Annotated in this window: 15 protein-coding genes; 11 read left to right on the top strand and 4 right to left on the bottom strand. The window is 62.9% G+C overall.

All coding sequences use genetic code 11. The annotated features are described in order from the left end of the window. Nucleotides 1-302: 302 nt before the first annotated feature. The 5 genes from AC2CGI_RS12415 (at nt 303) to AC2CGI_RS12395 (ending at nt 5,105) form a co-directional block, all read left to right on the top strand. The gene (locus AC2CGI_RS12415) at nt 303-1,454 is read left to right on the top strand and encodes an FAD-dependent monooxygenase (protein ID WP_076740247.1); all 1,152 of its coding nucleotides are present in this window, start codon (nt 303-305) and stop codon (nt 1,452-1,454) included. Further along, the gene (locus AC2CGI_RS12410; RefSeq protein ID WP_076740248.1) at nt 1,451-2,245 is read left to right on the top strand and encodes an alpha/beta fold hydrolase; all 795 of its coding nucleotides are present in this window, start codon (nt 1,451-1,453) and stop codon (nt 2,243-2,245) included. The genes AC2CGI_RS12415 and AC2CGI_RS12410 overlap by 4 nt, the downstream gene beginning before the upstream one ends. 15 nt (nt 2,246-2,260) lie before the next feature. Then, nucleotides 2,261-3,013 carry a maleate cis-trans isomerase family protein gene (locus AC2CGI_RS12405; RefSeq protein WP_015377793.1) on the top strand — a complete coding sequence of 251 codons (753 nt, stop codon included), beginning with the start codon at nt 2,261-2,263 and terminating at the stop codon, nt 3,011-3,013. Between the two features lie 9 nt (nt 3,014-3,022). Continuing rightward, on the top strand, nt 3,023-3,652 hold the full coding sequence (locus tag AC2CGI_RS12400) for an N-carbamoylsarcosine amidohydrolase (protein WP_015377792.1): 630 nt from the start codon (nt 3,023-3,025) through the stop codon (nt 3,650-3,652). A 142-nt stretch (nt 3,653-3,794) separates the two neighbouring features. Further along, nucleotides 3,795-5,105, top strand: a complete 1,311-nt coding sequence (locus tag AC2CGI_RS12395) for an MFS transporter (protein WP_004938595.1) — start codon at nt 3,795-3,797, stop codon at nt 5,103-5,105. A 71-nt stretch (nt 5,106-5,176) separates the two neighbouring features. Here the strand turns inward: AC2CGI_RS12395 and dcp are convergent, their stop codons facing one another. Continuing rightward, nucleotides 5,177-7,378: a peptidyl-dipeptidase Dcp gene (dcp, locus tag AC2CGI_RS12390; protein ID WP_076740249.1), complete on the bottom strand. Its 2,202-nt coding sequence runs from the start codon at nt 7,376-7,378 to the stop codon at nt 5,177-5,179. Nucleotides 7,379-7,484: 106 nt separating this feature from the next. Next, nucleotides 7,485-8,399 carry a LysR family transcriptional regulator gene (locus AC2CGI_RS12385; RefSeq protein ID WP_076740250.1) on the bottom strand — a complete coding sequence of 305 codons (915 nt, stop codon included), beginning with the start codon at nt 8,397-8,399 and terminating at the stop codon, nt 7,485-7,487. A 103-nt stretch (nt 8,400-8,502) separates the two neighbouring features. Here AC2CGI_RS12385 and AC2CGI_RS12380 point away from each other — a divergent pair, with 103 nt between their 5' ends. After that, entirely contained in the window at nt 8,503-9,666 is a 1,164-nt protein-coding gene (locus tag AC2CGI_RS12380) for an MFS transporter (protein ID WP_076740251.1), read from the top strand. Here the strand turns inward: AC2CGI_RS12380 and guaD are convergent. Then, nucleotides 9,651-10,967 (bottom strand): guanine deaminase, encoded by a 1,317-nt coding sequence (guaD, locus tag AC2CGI_RS12375; RefSeq protein WP_076740252.1) that lies wholly within the window; start codon nt 10,965-10,967, stop codon nt 9,651-9,653. The two genes, AC2CGI_RS12380 and guaD, sit on opposite strands and share 16 nt — an antisense overlap. A 426-nt stretch (nt 10,968-11,393) precedes the next feature. Between guaD and fecI the strand changes: the two genes are divergently transcribed. From fecI to ydfG, 5 genes are all read left to right on the top strand, one after another. Further along, nucleotides 11,394-11,918 carry a ferric citrate uptake sigma factor FecI gene (gene fecI / locus AC2CGI_RS12370; RefSeq protein WP_048323324.1) on the top strand — a complete coding sequence of 175 codons (525 nt, stop codon included), beginning with the start codon at nt 11,394-11,396 and terminating at the stop codon, nt 11,916-11,918. Then, nucleotides 11,915-12,871 (top strand): ferric citrate uptake sigma factor regulator FecR, encoded by a 957-nt coding sequence (fecR, locus tag AC2CGI_RS12365; protein ID WP_076740253.1) that lies wholly within the window; start codon nt 11,915-11,917, stop codon nt 12,869-12,871. The genes fecI and fecR overlap by 4 nt, the downstream gene beginning before the upstream one ends. A gap of 113 nt (nt 12,872-12,984) precedes the next feature. Continuing rightward, entirely contained in the window at nt 12,985-15,336 is a 2,352-nt protein-coding gene (gene fecA, locus AC2CGI_RS12360; protein WP_076740254.1) for a TonB-dependent Fe(3+) dicitrate receptor FecA, read from the top strand. Nucleotides 15,337-15,536: 200 nt separating this feature from the next. After that, the gene (locus AC2CGI_RS12355) at nt 15,537-16,058 is read left to right on the top strand and encodes a GNAT family N-acetyltransferase (RefSeq protein WP_004938571.1); all 522 of its coding nucleotides are present in this window, start codon (nt 15,537-15,539) and stop codon (nt 16,056-16,058) included. A 125-nt stretch (nt 16,059-16,183) separates the two neighbouring features. Then, a complete protein-coding gene (ydfG, locus tag AC2CGI_RS12350; protein ID WP_016927858.1) occupies nt 16,184-16,933 on the top strand; it encodes a bifunctional NADP-dependent 3-hydroxy acid dehydrogenase/3-hydroxypropionate dehydrogenase YdfG in 750 nt (249 codons plus the stop codon). 36 nt (nt 16,934-16,969) lie between these two features. Here ydfG and AC2CGI_RS12345 read toward each other — a convergent pair whose 3' ends face one another. Continuing rightward, nucleotides 16,970-17,296, bottom strand: coding sequence for a YnfA family protein (locus AC2CGI_RS12345; RefSeq protein ID WP_004938563.1), 327 nt, complete (start codon nt 17,294-17,296; stop codon nt 16,970-16,972). Between the last annotated feature and the right edge of the window lie 5 nt (nt 17,297-17,301).

The raw sequence follows: 17,301 nt of genomic DNA, 5'->3' as shown, positions 1-17,301 counted from the left end.
GTATCCGACGCCCGCAAGGCGGCGGTTATTTTTCAAACAATTTAAAGTGAACACGCTCATTTTATCTAAGTCAAAAAAGGAAGAGAAAGCAAGCCACAGATGGCCATCATAAGAAAGTCCTATTTCATGCCTTATCAATCCTGTGATTAACATGAGTTTAACAGTAATGCGCTGTCAATTAGCGTGAGCAAGATCTGATTTAACACTTTTGCAACTTTGCGTTATCTAGTGCATACACTATAAATCAATCGTCCAACCACGCGTTGGGCCTACGCTGAAAAAAGCCAACAGACAGGGGAAACATGATGAGCAAACAACCACGCATCGCCGTCGTCGGCGCCGGGCTGGGGGGCGCCGCCGCCGCCGGGCTGCTGCAAAAAGCCGGCTTTACCGTCGATCTGTATGAGCAGAGCCCGGCGTTCTCGCGCCTCGGCGCCGGCATTCACATGGGGCCGAACGTGCTGAAGATTTTCCGCCGTCTCGGTATTGAGCAACGGTTGGAGCAGATGGCGTCTCATCCCGATTTCTGGTTCAGCCGCGACGCCGAAAGCGGCGACTACCTGTCGCGCATCGAACTGGGCGCCTTCGCCCGCCGGGAGTACGGCGCCGCCTATGTGACGGTGCACCGCGGCGATTTGCAGGCGTTGCAGCTCTCCGCGCTGCAGCCCGGCACCCTGCACTTCGGCAAATGCCTGAGCAAGATTGAAGATCGCGGTGACGAGGTGGCGCTGAACTTCGTCGATGGCACCTCGGCCCACGCTGATATCGTGATCGGCGCCGACGGCATCAACTCGCGCATCCGCGAGCATCTGCTGGGCGCCGAAGCGCCGACCTACAGCGGCTGGGTGGCCCACCGCGCGCTGATCCGCGGCGAGAAGCTGGCGAAATACAACCTGACGTTCGAAGACTGCGTGAAGTGGTGGTCGGCGGATCGCCATCTGATGGTCTACTACACCACCCAACGGCGCGACGAATATTACTACGTCAGCGGCGTGCCGCACCCGGCCTGGGATTTCCAGGGCAGCTTCATCGACAGCAGCCGCGAAGAGATGTTCGAGACCTTCGCCGGCTACCATCCGATCGTGCAGGCGCTGATCGAATCCAGCGAACAGGTCACCAAATGGCCATTGCTGAACCGCAAACCGCTGCCGTTGTGGAGCGAAGGCCGTCTGGTGCTGCTCGGCGATGCCTGCCACCCGATGAAACCGCACATGGCGCAGGGCGCGGCGATGGCGATCGAAGACGCCGCCATGCTGACCCGCTGCCTGCAGGAAACCGGCCTCGGCGACTACCGCACCGCCTTCCAGCTGTATGAAGCCAACCGCAAGGAACGCGCCTCCAGGGTGCAGGCGGTGTCCAACGCCAACACCTTCCTGCGCACCCAGGAAGATCCGGCCTGGGTTTACGGCTATGACCTGTACGCGCAAGCGCTGAAATCGGAGAACGCCGCATGAGCACCTTCCTCTACGGCGCCCACGTTCACGCCAACAACATTCGCCAACACTATCTGCGCTACGGCGGCCACGGCCCGGCGCTGATCCTGGTGCCCGGCATCACCAGCCCGGCGATCACCTGGGGCTTCGTCGCCGAGCGGCTGGGGGAAAAATACGACGTCTACGTGCTCGACGTGCGCGGCCGCGGTTTGTCGTCCAGCGGCCCGGAACTGGCTTATGACGCAGAGACCTGCGCACAGGACGTCAACGCCTTCGCCGCCGCGCTGAACCTGGACAGTTACGCCCTGCTCGGCCATTCGATGGGCGCCCGCTTCGCCCTGCGCGCCGCCGCTTTGCGGCCCGCCGGCGTGCGGCGGCTGGTGCTGGTCGATCCGCCGGTTTCCGGCCCCGGCCGCCGCGCCTATCCCGGCCAATGGCCATGGTACGCCGACTCCATCCGGCAGTCGCAGCCGGGCATGAGCGCCGAGCAGATGCGCGCCTTTTGCCCAACCTGGAGCGAAGAACAGCGCCAGCTGCGCGCCGAGTGGCTGCATACCTGCTACGAGCCGGCGATCCAACGCGCCTACGACGATTTTCATCAGGTGGACAGCCACCGCGACTACCCGCAGCTGACCATGCCGACGCTGCTGATGGCCGCGGGCAAAGGCGGCGTCATTCAGCCCGAAGACCGGGCGGAGATCCGCGCGCTGCAGCCGGAGATCGCCATCGTCGAGGTCGAGAACGCCGGACACATGATCCCGTGGGACGATTTCGACGGCTTCTTCCACGCCCTGGGCGATTTTCTGGATTAACTGAGGAACACCGACATGAGCAACCACTACCGCATCGGCCAGATCGTGCCCAGCTCCAACACCACGATGGAAACCGAGATCCCGGCGATGCTGGGCGCGCGCCAGTTGATACGCCCGGAGCGTTTCACCTTTCACTCCAGCCGCATGCGCATGAAACACGTCAATAAAGAAGAATTGGCGGCGATGGACGCCGAGTCCGACCGCTGTGCGCTGGAGCTGTCCGACGCGCGGGTCGACGTGCTCGGCTACGCCTGCCTGGTGGCCATCATGGCGATGGGGCTGGGCTACCACCGCGAATCGCAGGCCCGGCTGGCGCAGGTGACGAAAGACAATCAGGCCGCCGCGCCGGTTATCAGCAGCGCCGGCGCGCTGGTCAACGGCCTGAAGGTGATCGGCGCCAAACGCATCGCGCTGGTGGCGCCCTACATGAAACCGCTGACCCAGCTGGTGGTGGACTACATCCAGCACGAAGGCATCGAGGTCAAGGTATGGCGCGCGCTGGAGATCCCGGACAACCTCGAAGTCGGCCGGCACGATCCGGCCAGGCTGCCGGGGATCGTCGCCGAGATGGACTTACGCGAGGTCGATGCTATCGTGCTGTCCGCCTGCGTGCAGATGCCTTCGCTGCCGGCCGTCCCGACGGTGGAGGCCCAAACCGGCAAACCGGTGATCACCGCCGCCATCGCCACCACTTACGCGATGCTGACCGCGCTGGAGCTGGAGCCGATCGTCCCCGGCGCCGGCGCCCTGCTGTCCGGCGCCTATTGAGGAGGCAGAATGAACGACACCCTCAGCGACAACTATCGCGGCGTCTGGGGCCAGCGCATCGGCTTCGGCCGGCGCCCGGCGCTGCTGGCGATCGACTTTATGCAGGCCTACACCACCGAAGGCGCGCCGCTGTTCGCGCCGGGCGTAGTAAGCGCAGTCGAGGAAAGCCGCGAGCTGCTGGCCTGCGCGCGCCGAACGGGAATTCCGGTGATCCACACCCATATCCGCTATCATGCAGGCCATTTTGCCGATGGCGGCCTGTGGGTCAAGAAAGCGCCGGTGATGAAGGACATGGTGGAAGGCAACCCGCTGGCGGCGTTCTGCCCGCCGGTGGCGCCGCTGGGCGATGAGGTGGTGCTGAGCAAGCAATACGCCAGCGCCTTCTTCGGCACCGCGCTGGCGCCGCTGCTGGTGGCGCAAGGGATCGACACGCTGCTGATGATCGGCTGCTCCACCAGCGGCTGCATCCGCGCCAGCGCGGTGGACGCGGTACAGCACGGCTTTCGCGCCATGGTGGTGCGCGAGTGCGTCGGCGATCGTCACCCCGGCCCGCACGAAGCCAACCTGTTCGACATCGACAGCAAATACGGCGACGTGGTGCACAAACGGGAGGCGCTCGACTATCTGAACCGGTTATGAATCAACGATTCACCTGCAACGACAATAACGAAGGCGCAGACAGCACCTCAGGCGACCGCCCGAAACAGGGCGGCGTCCATGCAACGCAAACACAACAGGCGCCTCCTGCGGAGGCCAACACGCACCACCTGGAGACAACATCATGGCCATTGTCGACACCCCGCTGGCGGGGAAAGCGGACGCAGAATCGCTGCTGCTGTACCGCAAAATCACCTGGAAACTGATCCCGTTTCTTTGCCTGTGTTATCTGGCGGCCTACCTCGATCGCATCAACGTCGGGCTGGCCAAGCTGCAGATGGCCGACGCGCTGCAGCTGAGCGAAGCGGCCTTCGGCCTGGGCGCCGGGCTGTTCTTCGTCGGCTATATTCTGTTCGAGGTGCCGAGCAACCTGATCCTGCAGCGCGTCGGCGCCAAGATGTGGATCGCCCGCATCATGATCACCTGGGGGCTGCTGTCCACCGCCACCATGTTCGTCACCACGCCGACGCAGTTCTACGTCATTCGCTTTCTGCTCGGCGTGGCGGAAGCCGGTTTCCTGCCCGGCGTGCTCTTTTACCTGACGCTGTGGTTCCCGACCTATCGCCGCGGCCGCATCATCGCGCTGTTCATGATCGGCCTGCCGCTCTCCAGCGTGATCGGCGGGCCGCTCTCCGGCTGGATCATGGGCCATTTCGACATGCGCCACGGGCTGCACGGCTGGCAGTGGCTGTTTCTGCTGGAGGGCATTCCCAGCGTGCTGTTGGGCGTGCTGACCTTCTGGCTGTTGCCTAACACTTATCAGCAGGCCAAGTGGCTGACGCCCGAGGAAAAGCAGCGCATCGCCGACGATTTGGCGCGTGACGACGCCGAGGCCGATCACGGCAAGCACAGCTTCCGCGACGGCTTCTTCAACCTGAAAGTGTGGATGCTCGGCGGCATCGACTTCGCCATTCTGCTCAGCGCCTACGCCATGGGCTTTTGGATGCCGACCTTCATCAAAACCGCCGGCGTCACCGACATCACCACCATCGGCTACCTGACGGCGATCCCCAGCGTCGCCGCCCTGCTCGGCATGCTGCTGATCGGCAGCAGTTCGGACCGGCTGCGCGAACGGCGCTGGCACATCATCGTGCCGTTTATCGTCGGCGCGTTGGCGATGGCCGGCAGCACCTTCTTCACCCACAATGCGCTGGCCACGGTGCTGCTGTTCTCCATCGCCCAGGCGGCGATCATCGGCGCGGTGCCGGTGTTCTTCAGCCTGCCGGCCACCTTCCTGCGCGGCACGGCGGCGGCGACCGGCTTCGCGCTGGCCTGCTCGCTGGCCAACATCGCCGGGCTGGTGAGCAATTCGCTGATGGGGCTGGCGCTGGATCTGACCGGCAAGAGCGGCGGCGCGCTCTGGGCCTTCGCCGGCTGCCTGCTGCTCAGCTCGCTGCTGGTGGTGGCCCTGCCGGCCAAGGTGGTGAACCGCTGACTGTCGGCCAAGCCAAAAAGACGAAGGGCGCATAACGCGCCCTTTTGTTTGCTTACCGGGAATGGCCGAACTTACTCGTCCTTCAGCCCGCGGTTGATCAGCATCGGCTCGATGCTCGGCTCTTTGCCGCGCCAGTCGATGTACAGCTTCTCCAGATCCTGGCTGTTGCCGCGCGACAGGATCATGTCGCGGAAGCGCTGGCCGTTTTCGGCGGTCAGGCCCCCGTGTTCGGTGAACCACTGGAAGGCGTCGTCCGCCAGCATTTCCGTCCACAGATAGGCGTAGTAGCCCGCGGCGTAGCCGTTGCCCCAGATATGCTGGAAGTAGCTGGAGCGGTAGCGCGGCGGCACATAGCTGAGATCCACCTTGTCTTTTTGCAGCGACTCGGCCTCGAACTTGTCCACGTCCTGCTGCGGCTGATCGGCGGTCAGCATATGCCAGTGCATGTCCAGCAGCGCGGCGGACAGCAACTCGGTCATGCTGTAGCCCTTGTTGAACTTGTCGGCCTTCTTGATCTTGTCGACCAGTTCCTGCGGCATCGCCTCGCCGGTCTGGTAGTGCTTGGCGAAATGGCTGAACACTTTCGGATCGCTGACCCAGTGCTCGTTGAACTGCGACGGGAATTCGACGAAGTCGCGCGCGGTGTTGGTGCCCGACAGGCTCGGGTACTCCTGATCGGCGAACATGCCGTGCAGCGCATGGCCGAACTCGTGGAACATGGTGATCACGTCGTCATACGACAGCAGCGCCGGCTGCCCCGGCGCCGGTTTGGTGAAGTTGGCGACGTTGTAGATCACCGGCTTGGTGCCATTGAGCTTCGACTGATCGACGAAGTTGCTCATCCAGGCGCCGCCGCCCTTGTTGTCGCGCTTGAAGTAGTCGGTGTAGAACAGCGCCAGCGATTTGCCGTCCTTGTCGAACACTTCATACACCTTGACGTCCGGCTGATAGACCGGGATGTCCTTGCGCTCTTTGAAGCTGATGCCGTACAGCAGGTTGGCGGCGTAGAACACGCCGTTGTTCAGCACGTTGTTCAGCTCGAAGTAAGGTTTGATCTGCGATTCGTCCAGATCGTACTTGGCCTTGCGCACCTGTTCGGCGTAGAACTGCCAGTCCCAGGCCTGCACCTTGAAGTCGCCTTTCTGCTGATCGATCACCGCCTGTATGTCTTTGGCTTCACGCTCGGCGCGCGCGGTGGCCGCCGGCACGATGTTGCGCATAAAGCTCAGCGCGGCATCCGGCGTCTTGGCCATCTGGTTCTGCAGCTTCCAGGCGGCGTAGTTCGGGTAGCCCAGCAGTTTGGCCTGCTCGGCGCGTACCTTGGCCAGACGCGAAATGGTCTGACGGGTATCGTTGCCGTCGCCCTTCTCCGCACGCGTCCAGGAGGCGTCGAACAGCGCTTTGCGGGTGTCGCGATCTTTCAGGCTCTGCAGCAACGGCTGTTGCGTGGTGTTCTGCAGCACCAGCAGCCACTGTTTCTCCAGCTTGCGTTCGGCGGCCGCCTGCGCTGCCGCGGCCAGTTCGCCTTCGGACAGACCGTCCAGCTTCGCCGGGTCGGTTATCGCCAGCGCGCCGTTTTTGCTCGCCGCCAGCAGTTTGTTGGTGAACTGGGTGCTCAGCGTCGCCGCTTCCTGGTTCAGCGCTTTCAGCTTGGCCTTGTCGGCGTCCGACAGGTTGGCGCCCGCCAGCTCGAAGTTCTTGTAGGTCACTTCCACCAGCCGGCGCGATTCCGGATCCAGCTTCAGCGCATCGCGATCCTGATAAATGGCCTTGATGCGTGCGAACAATTTGCCGTTGAGCATGATGTCGTCGTTCAACGCCGCCAGCTTCGGCGAGGTCTCTTCATCCAGCTTCTGCAGCGCGTCGCTGGTGTTGGCCGAGGTCATGGCGCCGAACACGTTCATCACCCGCGTCAGCAGCGAACCGGCCTGCTCCAGCGCCACGAAGGTATTTTTAAAGTTGGGCTTGGCCGGGTTGTTGGCGATCTTCTCCACCTCTTCCCGCTTTTGCTTGATGCCCGCTGCGATCGCCGGCGCGTAGTCGCTCTCCTTGATCAGGTTGAACGGCGGCGCCTGGAACGGCAGACGGCTTTGATAGAAGAACGGGTTTTGGGTCTTTTGCTTGTCGTGCTGATTGGCTTCACCGGTCACGGTAGCCTCCTTCGCCTGGCCGCTGGGCAGCGCGCTATGGTCGGCGTGAGGTTGGGTTTCTGCTGCCTGTGCCTGCGAGCCCAGCGCCATGCCGATCGCCAGCACCAATGTGGATAAACGCATCAAATCGAAACTCCTCCATGTTCACGGAATAAGGTCTCGGGGAATGGCTCCCTCTGAGTCATCACCTAGCTTAGGCGCAGTTGGCAGTTTGAGCAAAAACAAGTGATTAGAAGTTAGTCGCCTCGCCAACCTGCTGTATCAGAAAGGTCAGCAGCGCGCGCGTTTTGGCCGGCAGATAGCGGCGGCCGGGATAAACGGCATACAGCTGCAGCGGCGCCGGCGGCAAGGCCAGCGGTATCTCAACCAAACGTCCGTCGGCCAGAAACGGCCGGCAGCCGAGCTCGGAGAGCATGGCGAACCCCACGCCGGCCAGGGCCGCCTTCAGCGCCATCTCCCCGCTATTGACGCGATAGCGCGCATTGACCGGGACGGTAACGAACTTGCCGTCCGGGCGCACGAATTGCCACGGCATGCCCTTCAGCGCATCCACCGTGCTAATGCAGGGCAATTGCGTGAATTGCTCAATCTCCGCCGTCGGCGGCCACTGCGCCAGCAGCGCCGGCGCGGCCACCACGATGCAGGGAAAGGTCGCCAGCGGCTGCGCAACATAGTCGCTGTCGTCTAACAGGCCCCGGCTGATCATCACCGCCAGATCGACATCGTCAAGCAGCGACGCCATGCCCGCCAGATTGGTGACGCAGCTGATTTCGATCTGCGGATGCTGCAGGGCGAAGGCCGCCAACGGATCGCCCAACAGGTATGGCCCCACTTCATTCGGCACGCACAGGCGCAGCGGCCCGCGCAGCTGTTGTTGCCGTTCGCTGAGCGTTTGCGCGGTATGATCGAGCGACGCCAGCAACGGCTGAACCCGCTCATGCAACAGCTGGCCGTTCGGCGTCAGCCGCATTGAGCGGGTGCTGCGCTCGATTAAGCGCTGGTCGAGCTGGCGCTCCAGCTGCGAGATAGCGCGGCTGACGTTGGAGGTCGGCATCGCCAGCGCCCGGGCGGCCCCGACGAAGCTGCCTTGCTCCACCACCGCCACGAAAATGCGTAACAGGTTTAAATCCAATTTGGCGCGCATGATTATCCCACATTTGATAACAAACCATGCCATTTCTACCACCTAATCCCGCTCAACGCCAAGCGCTACACTGCCGGCCTGATTCTGCAACCGATGGATGCTTATGACACCCACGAGAAAGCTGACGGCGATAGCGCTGGTCATCGCCTTTATTCAATTCACCAATGCCCTGGAATACATGGTGTTCAACCCGATATTTCTCTATATGGCCGCCGACTTTTCCGTGCCCGTCAGCTACGCCGGTTATGTCAGCGCGGCCTATACGCTGGCGGCGGTGATTTCCGGTATCGGCGCATTCTATTGGATCGGCGGCGTTGAGAAGCGGCGTTTTCTGCTGCTCAACGTCGCGCTGCTGGGGGTGACGACCTTACTGATCGCCGCAACCCGGCAGTTTTATTGGCTGTTGGCGCTGCGGCTGCTGGCCGGTCTGCTGGGAGGCACCACGATGGGCGTGGGGATCGGCTTGCTGCTCAACGCCGCGCCGGCCGCGCTGCACGGCCGAATGTTGGCAACGGTGATCGCATCTTTTTCACTGGTGAGCATCGTCGGCATGCCGGGCATGCTGTACCTGTGCGAGGTGGCGAGCTGGCGCGTTGCGCTGGTGGCGATCGGCGGGCTGTGTCTGCTGGCGGCGGTGTTGGTGGCACTGTTCGTTCCCAGAGATGCGCCGCAGCCGCAGGCCGCCGCCCCCGTCACGCTCGATCGCCGTTTGTTGCTGTTCGCCTCCGCCGCCGGCCTGACACAGTTCAGCCCGATGCTGCTGATCCCGGTGCTGGCGCCGCTGCTCACCCAGCGGCTACAGGTGGCCGACGCGCATTTGGCCTGGCTGTTTCTCATCGGCGGCGTGGCCGGCTATCTGGCGACCGTGCTGGCGGGACGCTGGCTGCAACGCTTTGGCGCCGTGACGCTGACGGTGAGCGCCACGCTGTTGCTGTTGGGCAGCCTGTGGTTGGCGGCGTGCGGTGGCGATCGCGGCGAACTGTTCATGATTGCGTTTCTCGCAGCGGCCTACGCGCGGCTGGTGGCGATCTCTTCCCTGAGCATGCGCTGGCCGGACCATCGGCAACGCGCCGCCTTCGGCACGCTGCAAACCGCCCTGATACACCTGAGCGCCACGGCGGCCTTCTTGCTCTCCTCCGCGCTGCTGAGCGGCGGCCTCACCCCGCTCGGTTTGCAACGCCTGTTATGGCTGTGCGCGCTGAGCGCCGTCGTCGCCGCGCCGCTCAGCGTTTGGCTGCAGGCGCGGCTGCGTCAGCGCGCCGCCTGATAAACCACCTTGCCGTCCACATAGGTGCAATAAATATTGCGATCGTCCCCCAGGGTCATCAGCACAAACCCTTGTTCCATCAGCGTGGCGCTGTTGGCGTGACGCAGCTGCTGCAGCGGCGTGACCGCCGGATCGAGCACCACGAAATCCGCCTCTTTACCGACGTTGAAGTTGCCGATTTTGTCGTCCAGCGCCAGCGCGCGGGCGCCGCCCAGGGTGGCATGATAGAACGCTTCTACGGCGGAGAGCCGGTAATGCTGCAGCTGGCCGACCTTGTACGCCTCGCCTAACGTGCGCAGCATATTGAAGGTGGTGCCGGCCCCCACGTCGGTGCCGATGCCGAGCTTCACCCGCTTGCGCCAGGCCTGCTGCAGATCAAACAGCCCGCTGCCGAGAAACAGGTTGGAGGTGGGGCAAAAGGCGATCGCCGAGCGGGTATCGCACAGGCAGTCCCACTCCTGCTCCTCCAGGTGCAGGCAGTGAGCGAACACGCTTTTATCGCCGGTCATGCCATAACGGTGGTAAACATCCAGATAGCTGCGGTGCTGCGGAAACAGCGCTTTTACCCAGGCCACTTCCTGCGGGTTCTCGCTCAGGTGCGTCTGCAGCCAAACGTCGGGATACTCTTCGCGCAGCCGCTGCACCTGCGCCAGCAGCGCCGGCGTACTGGTAGGCGCAAAGCGCGGCGTAATGGCGTAACCGAGGCGGCCTTTGCCGTGCCAGCGTTCAATCAGCTCACGCGTCTGGCGATAACTCTGCTCCGGCGTTTCCAGCAGCGCCTCCGGCGCATGGCGATCCATCATCACCTTGCCGGCGATCAGGCGCATGTTCAGCGCTGCCGCCTGGCTGAACAGCGCATCGACCGACTGTGGATGCACGGTGCCGAACACCAGCGCGGTGGTGGTGCCGTTACTCAGCAACTGCTGCAGAAAGAAGGCCGACATCGCATCGGTGTGCTGCTCACAGTCATAACGGCTTTCGGTCGGAAAGGTGTAATTGTTTAACCAGTCCAGCAGCTGGTCGCCATAGGCGCCAATCATTTCGGTTTGCGGGTAGTGGATGTGGGTATCGATAAATCCCGGCACGATCAGCTTGTCGCGATACTCCGTGACCGTGAAGCCCGGCGGCAGCAGCGCCTCGCCCTGCTGCCAGTTGCCGAACCAGACGATGACGCCGTCGTTCAGCAGCAGCAAACCGTCGGGAACATGCCGCAGGCGTTCCTCAAGCTGTTGCGGCGCCTCCACACAGGCTGCGATATCAAAAAAATTGCCACGAATAGCCGTGGTGAATTGCAGTGCCATTATTTTCTTCCTTGTCGCGACCGGCCAAGCTCACCCGCGAAATAACCTGCGCCGATGAAACAAGGCTTTTTTGCCCAAACGTAAAGACCGGCTTAAGCATAGCAAGCCGCATGCCAACAGGCGGCGATAAAATACATTTTTAAATAAAAACAATTGATTGGTAATTAACCTGAAAGCATAGGCCGGCGAAAGAGAATAAGACCCACGCTCAGTCTTCGACGGCGGATAAATAGCAACCGTTTGCCTGTCAAAATAACATCGCGCCGCTGCACCTTGAATGAGCAAGCGAATATCTTCACGGCGCACGGCTTATTTCAACACCACGCCTGGGGGTTGAATCTCGGCCTAAGGACAACGGCCAAACTTGAAACGATAACCATTCTCAATTATCATCCGCGCATCTTTTTGACCAGCAATGCGAAAATCATGTCCGCCACCGCTTCTGCCCCGCACGCCGCGCTGTCGCGCCTTTACGCCACCCATCATGCCTGGTTGCAGGGATGGCTGCACCGGCGGCTGGGCTGCGCGTTCGATGCGGACGATGTGGCGCAGGACACCTTTATGCGCCTGCTGAGAAGCGACGCCGCGGCAACCCTGCGCGAACCGAAAGACTTTTTGGTCACCGTCGCCAAACGGGTGATGGTCGATCTGTTCCGCCGCAGAACGCTGGAGCGCGCCTATCTGGAGATGCTGGCGCTGATCCCGGAAGGCTATGCCCCGTCGCCGGAGCAGCGCCAGAGCCTGCTGGACAACCTGCAGCAGATCGACGCCATGCTCGACGGCCTCGGGCCGAAGGTAAAACAGGCCTTTCTGTTGTCGCAGCTCGAAGGCCTGGGCTATGCGGACATCGCCGCGCGCCTCGGCGTGTCGGTCAGCTCGGTTAAAAAATACATGGCCAAAGCCACCGAGCATTGCCTGCTGTTCAGCCTGGAAAACGACGTTTATTCATGAGCAACGCCATCACCCCCGAGCAGCGCCAGGCGCTGAAAATGGCCGCACACTGGTATGCGCTGCTGTGCGACGAGCACGTCACCGAGCGCCAGCGCCAACAGTGGCAAGCCTGGCATCAGCAGCATGACGATCACCGCTGGGCCTGGCAGCGCGTCGAAGCGCTGCAGAGCCAGCTACAGGGCGTGCCGGGCAAGTTCAGCTACCGTGCGCTCGACCGCGCCGGCCGCCAGACGGCGATCGATCGCCGCACCCTGCTGAAAAGCCTGCTGCTGTTGCTCGGCGTGGGCGGCGGCGGCTTCCTTTACCAGTCGCCGTTCGGCCGGGAGCTACGCGCCGACTACCGCACCGCCACCGGCGAGATCAAACCCATTGTGTTAAGTGACGGCACCCAGCTGGTGCTGAACACCGCCAGCGCGGTGGACGTACATTACGACGATCGTCAACGGCTGATCCGCTTGCACGCCGGGGAAATCAGCCTGATCACCGGACACGACGCCCGGCCGCTGTGGGTGCAAAGCCCGCAGGGGGCGATGCGCGCGCTCGGCACCCGTTTTTTAGTGCGCGAGAGCGGCGGCGAGACGCGTCTGACGGTGCTGGAGCATGCGGTTGAAGCGCAACTGGCGCAGGGCGCGCGGCAAACGCGCCGGGTGAATGCCGGCGAACAGATCAGCTTCAGCGCCACGGCCTTCGGCGACAAACACCCCGCCGCGCAGGAGGACGGCTGGCTGCGCGGCGTGCTGAGCGTCAGCCAGTGGCGGCTGGAGCGGGTGATCGCCGAGCTGGCGCGCTACCGGCGCGGCCATCTGAGCTGCGATCCGGCCGTTGCCGGCCTGCGCGTCAGCGGCAGTTTCCCGCTCAACGATACCGATCGCGCTCTCGCCCTGCTCAGCCAGACGCTGCCGATACGTCTGCAGAGCTTTACCCGCTATTGGCTGCAAATCGTCCCCGCCTGAACTTTTTAAATGAAAATGATAAAAAATCGCATTTTTGATTGTCCCTTTTGCCTTGCTCATCCGACTCCCAGGAAAACACTGCAGCAATAAATAAAAATGATTCAGGAGAAGGTATGAACAACGCTTGGGGAAAGGTCGCTCCGGCTTCGCTTTGGGGAAAACGGGCCAAACCGCTGGCCGTGGCTATTGGCCTGGCATTCGCCGCACCGCTGATGGCGAGCGCCGCCAGCGCCGCGGCAACCTATCACATTCCAGCCGGTGAGCTGGACGGCGCGCTGAACGCTTTCGCCGCTCGCGCCGGCATCGCACTCTCGGTAGACGGCGCGTTAACCGCAGGTAAACGTTCGCCGGGCCTGAACGGCAGCTACGGTGTCGACGACGGCCTGAACGCCCTGCTGGCGGGCAGCGGCCTGCAGGCTAAAGCGCTCGGCAACAACGGTTACACGCTGGCCACACTGCCGCAGCCGCACAAGGAAGAGGACATCACGGTAGTCGGTGACTGGCTGGCGGAAGGCCGTCAGGCAGACGTGTTCGAACACCCCGGCGCGCGCGACGTGGTGCGCCGCGAAGACTTCGCCAAAACCGGCACCACCACCGTGCGCGAAGCGTTGAACCGCGTGCCGGGCGTGGTGGCGCCGGAGAACAACGGCACCGGCAGCCATGATATGGCGCTGAACTTCGGCATTCGTGGCCTCAACCCGCGCCTCGCCAGCCGCTCCACCGTGCTGATGGACGGCATTCCGGTGCCCTTCGCCCCTTACGGCCAGCCGCAGCTGTCGCTGGCGCCGGTCTCGCTCGGCAATATGGACGCGATTGACGTGGTACGCGGCGGCGGCGCGGTGCGCTACGGGCCGCAGAGCGTCGGCGGCGTCGTCAACTTCGTCACCCGCGCCATCCCGAAAACCTTCGGCATGGAGGCCGGCATGCAGGGGCAGCTCAGCCCGACCTCGCGCCAGGATCACCCGAAAGGCACCGGCAACCTGATGATCGGCGGCACCGCCGACAACGGCTTCGGCGCGGCGCTGCTCTACTCCGGCACCCGCGGCAGCGACTGGCGCGAGCACAGCGCGACCAAGATCGACGACGTGATGCTGAAAAGCCGCTACGCCCCGAACGAGGTGCACACCTTCAACAGCCTGCTGCAATACTACGAAGGCGAAGCGAACATGCCGGGCGGACTGAGCCGGGCGGACTACAACGCCAACCCGTTCCAGTCGACGCGCCCGTACGACAAGTTCTGGGGTCGCCGCCAGTTGGCGAACTTCGGCTACCAATATCAGCCGGATCGGCAGCACAAGTTCGACGTGCAGAGCTTCTACACCTACACCCTGCGCAGCGGCTATCTGGATCAGGGCAAGAACCTGACGCTGTCGCCGCGCGAATACTGGGTGCGCGGCGTAGAACCGCGCTACAGCCAGAGCTTCCGCTGGGGCGACTCGGCGCATGAGGTCGGCGTCGGCTACCGCTACGTCAGCGAATCCACCCACGAACTGCGCTACACCAGCAAAGCCAGCACCGGCAGGCTGCCGTCCACCGCCAGCCCGTACGATCGCGACACCCAGTCCGGCACCGAGGCGCACGCGTTTTATATCGACGATCGCATCGACATCGGCGACTGGACCCTCACGCCGGGCATGCGTTACGAGTACATCAAGTCGTATCAGAACAACTACATCAAGAACAACCGCCTCGACGTCAGCTATAACGCGCCGCTGCCGGCGTTGAACGTGATGTATCACCTGAACGAATACTGGAACCTGTACGCCAACACCGAAGGCTCCTTCGGCACCGTGCAATACAGCCAGATGGGCAAAGCGGTCGACAGCGGCAAAATTGAACCGGAGAAGGCGCGCACCTGGGAGCTGGGCACCCGCTACGCCGGCGATGCGCTGACCGGCGAGATCGGGCTGTTCCTGATCAACTTCAACAACCAGTACGACTCCAACCAGGTGACCGACAGCGTGACCGCGCGCGGCAAAACCCGCCACGCCGGGCTGGAAGGCAGCCTGCGTTACGATCTGTCGCAGCTGACACCGAAACTGGACGACCTGACCGCCTACGCCAGCTACGCCTACGTCAACGCCACCATCCGCGAAGACGGCGGCTACAAGGGCAACCAGGTGCCGTTCTCGCCGAAGCATAAAGGCACGCTGGGGCTGGACTACACGCCGGGCAACTGGGCGTTTAACCTTAACGGCGAGTTCCAGTCCAGCCAGTTCGCCGACAACGCCAACACCGTGGCGGAAAGCGCCGACGGCAGCACCGGCCGCATCCCTGGCTACATGCTGTGGGGTGTGCGCGCCGCCTATGATTTCGGCCCGGAAATGGCCGGCCTGAATCTGGGCGTCGGCGTGAAAAACCTGTTCAACCACGAGTATTTCACCCGCGCCTATGACGACAACAACAAGGGTCTGTACATCGGCCAGCCGCGCACGATTTATCTGCAAGGTTCGGTGAAGTTCTGATCCGCAGCGGCGGGCGCGGTTAACCGTGCTCGCCGTCTTTCTCATCAACGTGACGCCGTCACATAAAGCCGTTCCTCCGCGCCGCCGCAGCGGCGAAAAATAAGTCGCTTCTGACGCCAATGCGCGTAATATCGACGATCCGCCCCAACTTATGGGCGCGGATTTTTTTGCCATTCTGGCCTGAAAAGCGAGGGAATAAGATGAATCATAATGACCTTTCTCAGTGCCGCGTTGACACCGACCGTTTGTTGATTGCCCCCTTTACCGCAGCAGACGCCGACGATGTTTACCAGGCGATCACCCCCACTCTGACGCGCTTTATGACCTTTGAGCCGGAGGCGTCGCCGGAGGATTTCGCCAACGTCTGGCAAGGCTGGCTGCCGTTGATGCGCGAAGGTGAAGAAGTGATCTTCGTCGCCCGTCGGCGCGAAGACCGGCAGTTCGTCGGCGTCGGCGGCGCACATAATCTGCGCAGCCACACCCCGGAGCTGGGCATCTGGGTTAAAGAGAGCCTGCATGGCCAGGGCTACGGCCGTGAAATCGTACAGGGCATCGCGCGCTGGGCCAGCGAGCGCTTTCAGCCGCCGCACTTTCTCTACCCGGTGGCCGAGCAGAATACCGCCAGTCGCCGCCTCGTCGAGTCGCTGGGCGGCGTGCTGGCCGGCCGTTGCGAGCGCATCAAGTATGACGCCGTGGTGTATCACCTGCCGCCTCAGCGCTAGTCAGCATCGGGCCGCCGGCCCGGTGTCATCTTTTTTGCTTTCCGCCGTGATAACCCCTGCCACTGCCTGCGGGTTTGTGCTAATGATAGAGGCATGTAGGGTAAAAACAGTTGAGGAACAGCAACATGATTATTTTTGTTACCGGCGCCACCTCCGGTTTCGGCGAGGCGATCGCGCGCCGTTTTATCCGTGAAGGCCACCAGGTGATCGCCGCCGGGCGCCGCCTTGAGCGTCTTGAAGAGCTGCAGGAAGAACTCGGCCAAGCGCTGCACATCGTGCGGCTCGACGTGCGCAACCGCGCCGCCATTCAACAGGCGATCGAAGCACTGCCGGCCGAGCTGCGCCAGATCGACGTGCTGGTGAACAACGCCGGGCTGGCGCTGGGGCTGGAGCCGGCGCACAAGGCCAACGCCGATGACTGGGAAACCATGATCGACACCAACGCCAAAGGGCTGGTGAACATGACGCGCGCGCTGTTGCCGGCCATGGTCGAGCGCAACGTCGGCCACGTGATCAACATCGGCTCCACCGCCGCCAACTGGCCTTACGCCGGCGGCAACGTGTACGGCGCCACTAAGGCGTTCGTCAAACAGTTCAGCCTGGGCCTGCGCGCCGATCTGCACGGCACGCGCATTCGCGTGACCGATATCGAACCGGGCCTGGTGGGCGGCACCGAGTTCTCCAACGTGCGCTTCAAGGGCGATGACGGCAAGGTCAACAAAACCTACGAAGGCGCCGATGCGCTGACGCCGGAAGACATCGCCGAGTCGGTGTTCTGGGTCGCGACGTTGCCGGCGCGCGTCAACATCAACACGCTGGAAATGATGCCGGTCAGCCAGTCCTTCGCCGGGCTGAACATCCACCGCGGCGCCTGAGCCGCGACGGCGGGAGGCAACTCCCGCCGCGTTTCCTCAGGCCGCGCGCCAGCCGGAAACGATAATCAGCATGCCCGCCAGCGCCACGCCGGCGCCGACCCAATCCAGCGCAGACAGCTTCACCCCATCAACCACCCGCAGCCACAGCAGCGCAGTCGCCACATACACACCGCCGTAGGCCGCATAGACCCGCCCGCTGGCCGCCGGATGCAGCGTCAACAGCCAGACAAACAGCATCAGGCTTAATGCCGCCGGCAGCAGCAGCCAGGCGCTGCCCTGCTTCTTCAGCCACAGGTAAGGCAGGAAACAGCCGATAATTTCAGCCAGGGCGGTGGCGAAAAACAACAGCGTGGTTTTTAACATCGGTC

Source organism: Serratia sp. LSHTC3 (genome assembly GCF_057197125.1).
Note: the sequence above shows the minus strand (reverse complement) of the source record. Positions and strands in the feature narration are given on the sequence as shown.